Below are 9,963 nucleotides of genomic sequence, written 5' to 3' on the forward strand. Positions count from 1 at the left end.
TAGCAGTAATTTTAAAAAAAATACTAAGGGGATGTCATGAAAATGAATATGCGCCAATTATTGCCTCTGGCGGCCGCCTGCGCCGCCACCCTCATGCTTGCCGCCTGCGGCGGCGGCAGCAGCGGCTCCGCCGACCCGATTGCGCCCGTTGCACCCATTCCCCCCGTCGTGCCCGTCGTACCGCCGCCGGCCACGACGCTCAGCGGCACGGCCGCCGTCGGCGCGCCCGTCTCGGGCAGCGTGATCGCCATCGACAGCAAGGGCAAAGTATCCGTGGCCGTCAGCACCGGCGCCGGCGGCGCCTATACGCTCGACGTGGGCGGCATGACGGCGCCCTTTCTCCTGAGCATCACCGGCACGGCCGGCGGCAAGCAGGTGACCATGAATTCCATCGCCACCGCAGCGGGGCAAACCGTCAATATCACGCCGCTGACGGACCTGATCGTCTCCGCGGCATCGGGCCAGCCCGGCGGCATTGCCCTGGCCAGCGTCTGCGCGCCCGTTGCCAATGCCGTGCCGGCCGCCTGCACGGCGGCGCTGGCCAGTGCCGCGACCCAGCAACGGCTCGATGCGGCCATCGCCGCAGTCGTCGCCATGATCAAGCCGATTAACACCAGCAACACCAATCCGCTGACGGGCGCCTTTCTTGCCAACGGCACGGGCATGGATGCCGTGCTGGACCAGATCCTCGTCGCGCCCGCGGAAGCGCAAGGCGCCATGGCGACGGTCACCCTGATTGCCACCAACAGCACGCTGGGCAGCGTGACCTTGCCTGCCGCTGCCGGCGGCGCGTCGACGATACCCGCCGCGACGCCGCCATCGGATGCGGACCTGGCCAAGGCGAACGCCGCAGCCAGCGTCTTGCCGGAAATCCGCGCCTGCATGGCTTCGCTCAGTGCGCTGTATCCGAAGACGGGCTTTGTCGTGCCGTCGGCGGCAGCCGTGTCGCCGTTCATCGACGGCACGTTCAACATGGGTACGGCGGTGGGCAAGGCGGAAATCGTGTCGGCCCTGACCAGCACGGACCAGGCCGCCCATGCGGGGCTGACGATCGAAGCACTGGGCTTGGCCAGCGTCAACATGCAACCGTTGAGCACGGACGAAATTGCCGCACTGACCTCGTCGACCAGCACTTCGACGACGCGCGTGGCGGACTTCATCGGCAATCGCCTGGGCGCCGGGGCGACGGCCATCGCCTTCACCGCAGGCAAGCCGAGCAGCGCATGGGTGCAGCTGCGCATCGGAACGGATGCGGGCATGCTCAACTGGAAGCTGGTCAAGACGAGCGACACCAGCGGCTGCGCCGGCGGCTGGAAACTGGCCGGCAGCGGCCACCTGGACATGCACATGAATGCGCGCATCCAGCGCAGCCTCGATGGTGCAGGCGCAGCCAGCTTTGCGCGCGAATGGGCCGCGCACGTCGAGCTCGACACCGTGCTGCAGGAGAATCCGGCCATCAACAAGATCGATGTGCGAGGCCCCGGCCTGACGACATTCGGCGACTTCCAGACACCGGGCACGGCCGGCAGCAAACTGCAGCTGATCCTGCCAGCCACGGGCTACACCCACATGCGGATTGCCGACAGCAATGGCGCTGCCAGCGCTTTCTACAATAACGCCGAAGCGATCCAGAGCTGCCAGGACCTGGCCAGCCTGCCCGCCGGCACGCCGGGCCTGGGCGCCGGCACGGCCTGCATCGACGAAACGAAAGCGGCGCCTGGAAAAGTCTACGTCTGGACCCTGAAAACGCCGAACGGCGCCGTCAGCGCCTTCCCGTTCCAGATCAATGCCGTGCCGCTGTCGAAAGCGTTTGCCAAGGCAAACCAGGCCAGCCTGTTCGCCGCGATCACCAGCATCACGCCGGCAAAACTGTCGTCCATTGCGGCCGTGACCCTGCTCGACGGCGCGGTAACCTTCAACTACACGCAGTCTGCCACCTACGGTTCGAAAATGGATAATTGCGGCCTGTACCTGTTCAATAACGCCACGCCCGTGCTGAACGCGGAGCAAAATGCCGTTGGACAAGAAACCTCGTGCACGTTCACGACCTCGGGACTCAATGCCCTGGCGTCGAATGTGGCGGACCCGGCGCAGCCGGGCACCTCGCTGTTCAAGTTCACCGGCCCCGTGACGACTGGCGGACTGTGGGTGACCACCATCGTCCTGGGCAACCAGGCATCGTCGGGCCAGCCCTATCCGAACTGACGCGGCATTTGCGGACTGCAGCGCGCCGCGATGCCGGCGGCGCGCTGCAAGCGGCCGTTGCCATGGACGAAAAAAAACCCGGAAAGCAAGCTTTCCGGGTTTTTTCTTTACTGCTGATACTGGTGCGGCTGGCAGGAATTGAACCCACGACCCCTTGGTTCGTAGCCAAGTACTCTATCCAGCTGAGCTACAGCCGCAAACTCTGACACACTTCGCCGGACGGCGCGAAGCTTGAAACTTTCATCAACATGGGAAACCCGATGTTGGCAATACTGGTGCGGCTGGCAGGAATTGAACCCACGACCCCTTGGTTCGTAGCCAAGTACTCTATCCAGCTGAGCTACAGCCGCAAAACTTCTACAACATTCCATTGACAACATGGAGGTGAAAATTGTTACAACAAAACCAGGCAAAGTCTGATTTTCAGTATTCTGGTGCGGCTGGCAGGAATTGAACCCACGACCCCTTGGTTCGTAGCCAAGTACTCTATCCAGCTGAGCTACAGCCGCGCAGGCAAACATTATAGCGTATTCATTTCGCTTTGAAAAGTTCGATTTTTCAATCGCTTAGCTGATTTTGCAGAATACCGCCCCGCACCATCAACCACCTTTTCACTGCCAAAAGCTTCGGCCTTGCACGATGGATGTTCCTGCTTTCGCAGTGGCATCCAGCGCATCGAGAAGTTGCTGTCTCGAAAGAAGCGGGATTATAGGGACTGCTCCCCGCCCTGTCCAGTGCTATCTGCAAGCAATGGCAAAGTGACGGCGCCGGGGCGCGCAAGCGTGCGGTGGCGGCGCACCGCTTGGGGCTACAATAACAGGCAGGCAGGGGTGCTTGCGCTTGCGCCTCCATCCATTTATCCATGACGGCTGGCAGACCCCATCATGACGCATTCGAATGAGCTCAGCGACGGCAGCACGCGCTGCCAGAGCGCCGCCAGGCGGCGGCCCGTACGGCAAACTAACTGGTGCAGGATTTCCGATGGCCAAGCATGACCGCAAGCAATATCTGCTGCCCCCATCAGCGCCGCTGAGCCTGTCAGACGAGCGCCTGGCCAATTTACTGGAAAGCATTACCGACGGTTTCTGCCTGCTCGACCCCGACTGGACCATCCGCTACATCAATACGCGCGGCGCCGACATGTTCGCCCCGCAGCGCCCGCCTGACGCCAGCCTGGCTGGCCGCAGCCTGTGGCAAGCTTGCCCCGCCTTGCAGGGCACGGAACTGGAAGTGCAATACCGGCGCGCCATGGCGCAACAGCACAGCAGCAGTTTCGAGCTGCTGTATCCGCCGCTGGGGCGCTGGCTGGAAGTGCGCATCTTCCCTTCCAGCGACGGCTTGACCACGTACATCCAGGATATCAGCCAGCGCAAGGCGGCCGAGGAAAGCTTGCGCCAGAGCGGGGAAGACTTGCGCGCGCTGGCCAATTCCATCCCGCAGCTGGCCTGGATCGCCAGCTTCGACGGCACCATTGCCTGGTACAACCAGCGCTGGCACGACTACACGGGCACCAGCGCTGAACAGATGGCGGGCGACGGCTGGAGCATCGCCTACGACGTGCAGCACCTGCCGTCCATGCTGCAAGGCTGGAAGGCCGCGCTGCGCGATGGCGCGCCGTTCGAGATGGAGTTTCCCATCCGCGGCGCCGACGGCCAGTACCGCTGGTTCCTGACGCGCGCCAATCCCGTGCGCGACCGGGGCGGCCAGCTGCTGCGCTGGTTCGGCACGAGCACCGACGTCGACCAGGTCAAGCGCGCGCAGGAAGCCTTGCGCGATGAAACGCGCGTGCTCGAACTGCTCAACAACACGGGCGCGGCCCTGGCCGGCACGCTCGACCTGCCCGCCCTGCTGCAGGAAACCGTCGATGCGGCCACGCGCATCAGCGGCGCGCGCTTCGGCGCCTTTTATTACGACGAGGCGGGCGACATCCACGACAGCCCCGGCGCCCTGCCCGCGGCGCGCGCCGTCAACGGCATCAGCCTGCGCCAGGCCGAAGCCATCGCCACGGAACTGCGCCAGGGCCCCGCCACGCGCCAGAACGACTTGCTGGCGGCGCCCGATGCCAGCGCCGACGGCGCGCCCACCTTGCGCAGCTGCCTGAGCCTGCCCGTCAGCTCGCGCTCGGGCCTGTTGCTGGGGCGCTTGCTGCTGGGCCATCCGCAGACGGGCATGTTCAGCGCGCGCAGCGAACGCATCGTCTCGGCCATCGCGGCCCAGGCTGCCGTCGCGCTCGACAATACGCGCCTGTACGCGGCGGCCACGCGCGCAGCCGAAGAGCGCAAGGTGCTGCTCGACAGCGAACGCGAGGCGCGCGCCGAGGCCGAGCGCACGAACCAGCTGAAAGACGATTTTCTCGCCACCCTGTCGCACGAACTGCGCACGCCGCTGTCGGCCATCCTGGGCTGGGCCCAGGTGCTGCGGCGTGGCACGCGCGACCAGGCGGACCTGCACCGTGGCCTGCAAAGCATCGAGCGCAACGCGCGCGCGCAGGCGCAGCTGATCGAAGACTTGCTCGACATGAGCCGCATCACTTCCGACAAGGTACTGCTCGACCTGCAGACCCTCGCGCCCGCCAGCATCATCGCCTCGGCCATCGAAACCCTGCGTCCGGCGGCCGACGCCAAGCACATCGCCATCCACAGCAGCATCGCCAGCGATGCGGGCAGCATCACGGGCGACCCCAGCCGCATCCAGCAAGTGATCTGGAACCTGCTGTCGAACGCCCTGAAGTTCACGCCGCAAGGGGGACGCGTCGATATTGGCGTGCACCGCGAAGCGGGCCGCCTGGCCATCACGGTGGCCGACAACGGCGTCGGCATCCGGAAGGATTTCCTGCCCCACGTCTTCGACCGTTTCCGCCAGGCAGACGCCTCCACCACGCGCCGGCATGGCGGCCTGGGGCTGGGCCTGGCCATCGTCAAGCACCTGGTGGAGCAGCACGGCGGCACGGTCGCGGCCAGCAGCGCCGGCGACATGCAGGGCGCCAGCTTCACCGTGCGCCTGCCCCTGGCGACGCCGGCCGCGCCGGCGCGCCAGGCGGGCAGCGAGCGGGCCGCCAGCCACGACTTGCGCGGCGTCAAGGTGCTGCTGGTCGATGACGAAGCCGATGCGCGCGAACTGACGGAACGCATCTTGCGCGACAACAACGCCGAAGTGCATTGCGCCGGCAGCGCGGCGCAAGCGCTGCAACTGCTGGACCAGGTGGCGCCGCACGTGCTGGTCAGCGACATCGGCATGCCCGATGCGGACGGTTTCGACTTGCTGGCGCAAATCCGCGCGCGCGCTTCCCACGATGCGGCCAGCCTGCCCGCGCTGGCGCTGACGGCGTTTGCACAGCCGCAAGATCGCCAGCGGGCGCTGGCCAGCGGCTTCCAGGCCTGGGTCTCGAAACCGCTGGACCCGGCCGAACTGCTGGAGGCCGTGGCGCAGCTGGCGGCGGCGCGCATGAGCGCCACCCCGTCCTGATGGAACTTCCCTGCCCTAAAAAGATGATGCAAAGAAATACATAGTGCAGAACAAAATGACTATTTTGTGGTTTAGCCTTCCTACTTTCAGACGCGGCACTGTCCTACAAGCAACTAAGATCAAGTTTGCTACACTGAAATGCAGAAGCACACCTGCGCGGCAGGCAGGAGAGCGTCCGCCTTGGCTGTCATGCATGGCAGAAGCGAGTTCAAGCGCAGTTGTGCGCCCTATCTTGTTGCAAGGCGCTACTATCTTTCCAGCCCGCCGTCAGCCGCCCCGCCAGCCCGTTCGCTGCGGTGAAAGCCAGCGTTGCATAGACCGCATTAACCGAGACCCTACATGCCCAGCCAAGATGAGATTTTGAAAGCCAAAATTTTGGTCGTTGACGATTCACCCGACAATGTCGACCTGATGCTGGAAATCCTGCGCGATGCCGGCTACACCAATGTCACGGCTACCATGCGTCCGGCCCAGGTCTGCCCCCTGCACCGGGAACATTGCTACGACTTGATCTTGCTGGATCTGCAAATGCCGGAACTCAATGGTTTCCAGGTCATGAAAGGCTTGAAGGAAATCGAGCATGGCGGCTACCTGCCCGTGCTGGCCCTGACGGCGCAGCCCAGTTTCAAGATCGCCGCCCTGGAAGCGGGTGCGCGCGACTTCATCAGCAAGCCGTTCGACCTGATGGAAGTACACAAGCGCATCCACAACATGCTGGAAGTGCGCCTGCTGTACAAGGAACTGGCCCAATACAGCAAGCAGCAGCAGGAGCTGGCCCTGCACGACCCCCTGACGGGCTTGCCGAACCGGCGCCTGCTGGAAGACCGCATCGAGCACACCCTGCAGCAATCGGCCCGCAGCCGCGGCAAGTCGGCCATCCTGTACCTGGACCTGGACGGCTTCAAGGCCATCAACGACAGCTACGGCCACGGCTATGGCGATGAAATCCTGAAAATGGTGGCGGCCCGCTTGGTGGGCGCCTCGCGCAAGGAAGACACGGTGGCGCGCATCGGCGGCGACGAATTCGTCATCGTGCTGGGCAACCTGGCCGGCAAGGGCGATGCGCGCGAACCGGCGGCCAAGCTGATCGAAGTCATTTCCGAACCGTACTTCATCAACGACCTGACGTTGCGCCTGTCGACCAGCATCGGCATCGCCATCTACCCGGACGACGCCAGCACCGTCGAATCCCTGCTGGGCGCGGCCGACACGGCCCTGTATGAAGCCAAGCGCGCCGGCAAGAACCGCTTTTGCTGCTCGCCCCACGAAGTGATGGCGTCGCAGGTCAACATGCAGAAAAGCAGCATCCCCTCGATCGCCTGACGTTACGGCGCGCGGCACGTGAAAAAACCGGCAAGCCATCGGGGCAAGCCGGTTTTTTTATGGCCGGATACCCTACTTTTTGCCAGCCGTCACTTCATGCTGGCCCGCATGCTGGTGGTCCGTCTGTGCATTGACGGTTTCCGGCGGCACTTCGATGCGCGTGATGCCGGCATCGACGGAAATCGGGTCGCTGGCGGGAAAGGTCATTTCCACGGCGTCATCGAGCAATTCTTCCTTGGCCCGCTCTTCGCCGCTCATGCCCTCTTCATCGGCCAGGATGGCCAGCGCACTGGCCCATTTGACGAAGTTGAGGTTGGACAGTTCGCGCACGGTGGTCACGCCGAACGCCTGCTGCAAGGCCTTGGCATCCTTCGCGCTGACGCCGCGCAAGGCGCTGATGGGGGCATTAACGATGTCGCGGAAGCTTTTGTCGAGGTATTCCTTGTCGACGATGGTATCGATATTCATGGCATGTCCTTTCGTTTCAATAAGCGGGCCGGTGCTGCGCCCTGCGCCGCGGGGCGGCTATGCTGCACGGGAGAATGCATGGCCCCACTATGGCAGCGCGCGCAATTCCGGTATGTGCGCAGCCGTACGTAACGGCGGGAACGGTTCCACCATGACGCAAACGATAATAATGCCCATAACACAATAATGATGGGAGGAGATTAAAATTGCCGAAAAGACAGAAATTTTCCATCCATGCGCCTTGCGATGAAATCCTCATGTATGATCCACCACTGGAATTTTGGTCCTTACTTTTCACCATACACGGGGCGCTATGTCCGCACAAACAGATCCGAACAAGGAAGCGGCCCAGGCCGATGCGGAACGCGCCGCCGATCTCAGCGAGTTGCTGGGTCATGTCAATACCAGCTGGGACAATGAACGGCGCGCCCTGTCGCGCCAGCTGCACGACAGCCTCGGTTCCTCGCTGACGGCGCTGACCATGCATTTGTCGCTGCTGACGCAAAAGATGCCGCAGGAAGCGGCCTTGCTCGACCGTGCGGCGACCATGAAGCAATTGCTGCTCAATGTGATCGAAACCAACCGCCAGATGCAGATGAAGCTCTGGAACGACAAGCTGGAGTTTCTGGGTGTCAATGTGGCGCTGGGCGAGCTGGCCGCGCAATTTGCCGAACAGCACAAGATCACCGTGCGCTGCAGCCTGCCCGACGATGAACTGATTTGCCCGCGCAACGTGGGCGTGGCCCTGCTGCGCACCCTGGAAGAAGCGCTCAGCAACATCGCCACGCACGCCAACGCCACGGAAGTGGACATCATCATCGACGACAACGATGAAGCGCTGATGATGACCGTCAAGGATAACGGCAAAGGCCTGCCCGCCAGGGAAGCCGTGGAAATGAGCAAGCACGGCTTGCGCTCCGTGCGCGAACGCGTGCACTACCTGGGCGGCAGCCTGAACCTGACAGCCAATCCGCCAGGCGGCACGGCCCTGACCGTCGTCTTGCCGCGCATTACGCCAAAAGAATAATCTCCCGCGGCGGGCGCCCTGCCCGCCTCAACGGGGCAACGGCATGCCTTCTGCCGGCCACAGCAGATGCGCCCCCAGCACGTCGCGGCGCGCGCCATGTGCGTCCAGCTTGGCGCGATTGCCTTCCAGTACCTGCAGAAAATGCACGACACGCAGCACATCCGTCAATTGCGCCGCCAGCGCGGCATCGGCCGGAGAACCCGCCTGCCGCCATCCCAGCACCAGCAGGGTTTGCCAAATGTCGGGCAATGCCGCGCGCCAGCCGGCCAAGGCGAGGAAGGCGCCGACAGGCTGGCCCAGCGGCCCGCTGACCCGCGCCAGCAATTCCTCGCGCGCCAGCTCGCCGCGCCAGCCTTCGAGCTCGGCGCGCCACAGGGGAAAGGTGGCCAGCGGCGCCGGCAACGCGTCCAGGCTGCCGATGAAGCGGGCCTTGCCATAACCATCCATGCGGAAACGCGTCACCTGTCGCAAGCTTTCCTCGGCTTCCCCCCTGGCCCTGCAGGCCAGCAGCAGCTGGTAGAAATCGAGCTGTTCCGGGTCCAGGCCCAGGCTGTTCAAGCTGATGTAGCGATAGTCGGACTGGTCCGGCCTGGCGGCGCCGTGCGGCTGCGTGGGAGTGTCGTGCATGGTGGTCCTTGGCGTAAGGGTGGTGAGGGACGGCATCTTTCCCGAGTATAAAGTGTTTGCCGTGCGCGGCCCAGCATCGGCTACACTGGGCAGGCGCGCCGCCGGCGTGCACTGGTGACCGCCAACACATCGCAACGACAGGAGACGGCATGCAACGACTCGCAACTACCTTGCTGGCAGCGCTGCTGGCCATGGGCGCCGCCCAGGCCGCGGAAAAAACCGTGCCGCCGCCGGAAACCGTGGACAAGCTGGCCTGGCTGGCCGGCTGCTGGAACGTCGACGGCGCCGAACCTGGCTCAGGGGAACAATGGAGCACGGCCGCCGGCGGCACCATCCTGGGCACCAGCCGCACCGTCAAGGGCGGCAAGACGACGGCCTTTGAATTCGTGCAGATCCGCCTGACCGACCCGGGCCAGCTGGCCTACATCGTGCAGCCGTCGGGCCAGCCGCCCGTCATCTTCAACCTGCTGCGCCAGGACAAGCCGAATGAATTCATCTTCGCCAACCTGGACAACGACTTTCCGAGCCGCATCATCTACCGCCGCGACAGCGAGCGCATCCTGCATGCCAGCATCGTTGGCACCTTGAAGGGCAAGTTCACCACCATCGACTTTCCCATGACGCGGGGCCGCTGCGAAGCGGCGCCTGTGGCGCGCGGCAAATAAAAAGGCTCTGTCATCGGCAAGTAGGGGAAATGCCGGAATCTTCCGTTGGCTGTGCTGTCTGACTCTGCATATTCACAATGCAGGGAGCCGATCATGCAGCCAGCCGAATGGATCCGTTTTATCGCCCAGTTTGCTCGCCTGAACCGGCGCCAGCGGCAGGCAGGCATGGCCTTGCTGCGTGGC

At 64.0% G+C, this 9,963-nt stretch carries 7 protein-coding genes and 3 tRNA genes; 5 read left to right on the top strand and 5 right to left on the bottom strand.

From position 1 onward, the window contains the following. The first annotated feature begins 48 nt into the window (after positions 1-48). Positions 49-2,205, top strand: coding sequence for a hypothetical protein (locus VPH41_RS14190; protein WP_328570496.1), 2,157 nt, complete (start codon positions 49-51; stop codon positions 2,203-2,205). A gap of 120 nt (positions 2,206-2,325) precedes the next feature. On the opposite strand, the gene VPH41_RS14195 is transcribed toward VPH41_RS14190, so the two are convergent. From VPH41_RS14195 to VPH41_RS14205, 3 genes are all read right to left on the bottom strand, one after another. Then, positions 2,326-2,402, bottom strand: a tRNA-Arg gene (locus VPH41_RS14195). A gap of 76 nt (positions 2,403-2,478) precedes the next feature. After that, positions 2,479-2,555, bottom strand: a tRNA-Arg gene (locus tag VPH41_RS14200). 82 nt (positions 2,556-2,637) lie between these two features. Then, positions 2,638-2,714: transfer RNA gene (locus VPH41_RS14205), tRNA-Arg, on the bottom strand. Positions 2,715-3,186: 472 nt separating this feature from the next. Between VPH41_RS14205 and VPH41_RS14210 the strand changes: the two genes are divergently transcribed. Both VPH41_RS14210 and VPH41_RS14215 read left to right on the top strand, forming a co-directional pair. Then, positions 3,187-5,670, top strand: coding sequence for a hybrid sensor histidine kinase/response regulator (locus VPH41_RS14210; protein WP_328570497.1), 2,484 nt, complete (start codon positions 3,187-3,189; stop codon positions 5,668-5,670). A 339-nt stretch (positions 5,671-6,009) separates the two neighbouring features. Next, complete coding sequence (locus tag VPH41_RS14215; RefSeq protein ID WP_152282421.1) at positions 6,010-6,993, top strand: GGDEF domain-containing response regulator; 984 nt, start codon at positions 6,010-6,012, stop codon at positions 6,991-6,993. A gap of 72 nt (positions 6,994-7,065) precedes the next feature. Here the strand turns inward: VPH41_RS14215 and VPH41_RS14220 are convergent, their stop codons facing one another. Then, complete coding sequence (locus VPH41_RS14220; RefSeq protein WP_099378684.1) at positions 7,066-7,461, bottom strand: hypothetical protein; 396 nt, start codon at positions 7,459-7,461, stop codon at positions 7,066-7,068. Positions 7,462-7,774: 313 nt separating this feature from the next. On the opposite strand from VPH41_RS14220, the gene VPH41_RS14225 reads away from it, so the two are divergent. Further along, positions 7,775-8,488, top strand: coding sequence for a sensor histidine kinase (locus tag VPH41_RS14225; protein ID WP_328570498.1), 714 nt, complete (start codon positions 7,775-7,777; stop codon positions 8,486-8,488). A gap of 27 nt (positions 8,489-8,515) precedes the next feature. Here the strand turns inward: VPH41_RS14225 and VPH41_RS14230 are convergent, their stop codons facing one another. Next, a complete protein-coding gene (locus tag VPH41_RS14230; protein ID WP_328570499.1) occupies positions 8,516-9,115 on the bottom strand; it encodes a hypothetical protein in 600 nt (199 codons plus the stop codon). Between the two features lie 149 nt (positions 9,116-9,264). On the opposite strand from VPH41_RS14230, the gene VPH41_RS14235 reads away from it, so the two are divergent. Continuing rightward, the gene (locus VPH41_RS14235) at positions 9,265-9,780 is read left to right on the top strand and encodes a DUF6265 family protein (protein ID WP_328570500.1); all 516 of its coding nucleotides are present in this window, start codon (positions 9,265-9,267) and stop codon (positions 9,778-9,780) included. The last annotated feature ends 183 nt before the right edge of the window (positions 9,781-9,963 follow it).

The sequence above is a fragment of the Janthinobacterium sp. P210006 genome (assembly GCF_036231885.1).
GTDB classification, from domain to species: domain Bacteria; phylum Pseudomonadota; class Gammaproteobacteria; order Burkholderiales; family Burkholderiaceae_D; genus Janthinobacterium; species Janthinobacterium violaceinigrum.

Excerpts from the sequence above, each read along its gene's own strand:
- VPH41_RS14190 (WP_328570496.1), top strand. The coding sequence starts at position 49 with ATGCGCCAATTATTGCCTCTGGCGGCCGCCTGCGCCGCCACCCTCATG.
- VPH41_RS14210 (WP_328570497.1), top strand. The coding sequence starts at position 3,187 with ATGGCCAAGCATGACCGCAAGCAATATCTGCTGCCCCCATCAGCGCCG.
- VPH41_RS14215 (WP_152282421.1), top strand. The coding sequence starts at position 6,010 with ATGCCCAGCCAAGATGAGATTTTGAAAGCCAAAATTTTGGTCGTTGAC.
- VPH41_RS14220 (WP_099378684.1), bottom strand. The coding sequence starts at position 7,461 with ATGAATATCGATACCATCGTCGACAAGGAATACCTCGACAAAAGCTTC.
- VPH41_RS14225 (WP_328570498.1), top strand. The coding sequence starts at position 7,775 with ATGTCCGCACAAACAGATCCGAACAAGGAAGCGGCCCAGGCCGATGCG.
- VPH41_RS14230 (WP_328570499.1), bottom strand. The coding sequence starts at position 9,115 with ATGCACGACACTCCCACGCAGCCGCACGGCGCCGCCAGGCCGGACCAG.
- VPH41_RS14235 (WP_328570500.1), top strand. The coding sequence starts at position 9,265 with ATGCAACGACTCGCAACTACCTTGCTGGCAGCGCTGCTGGCCATGGGC.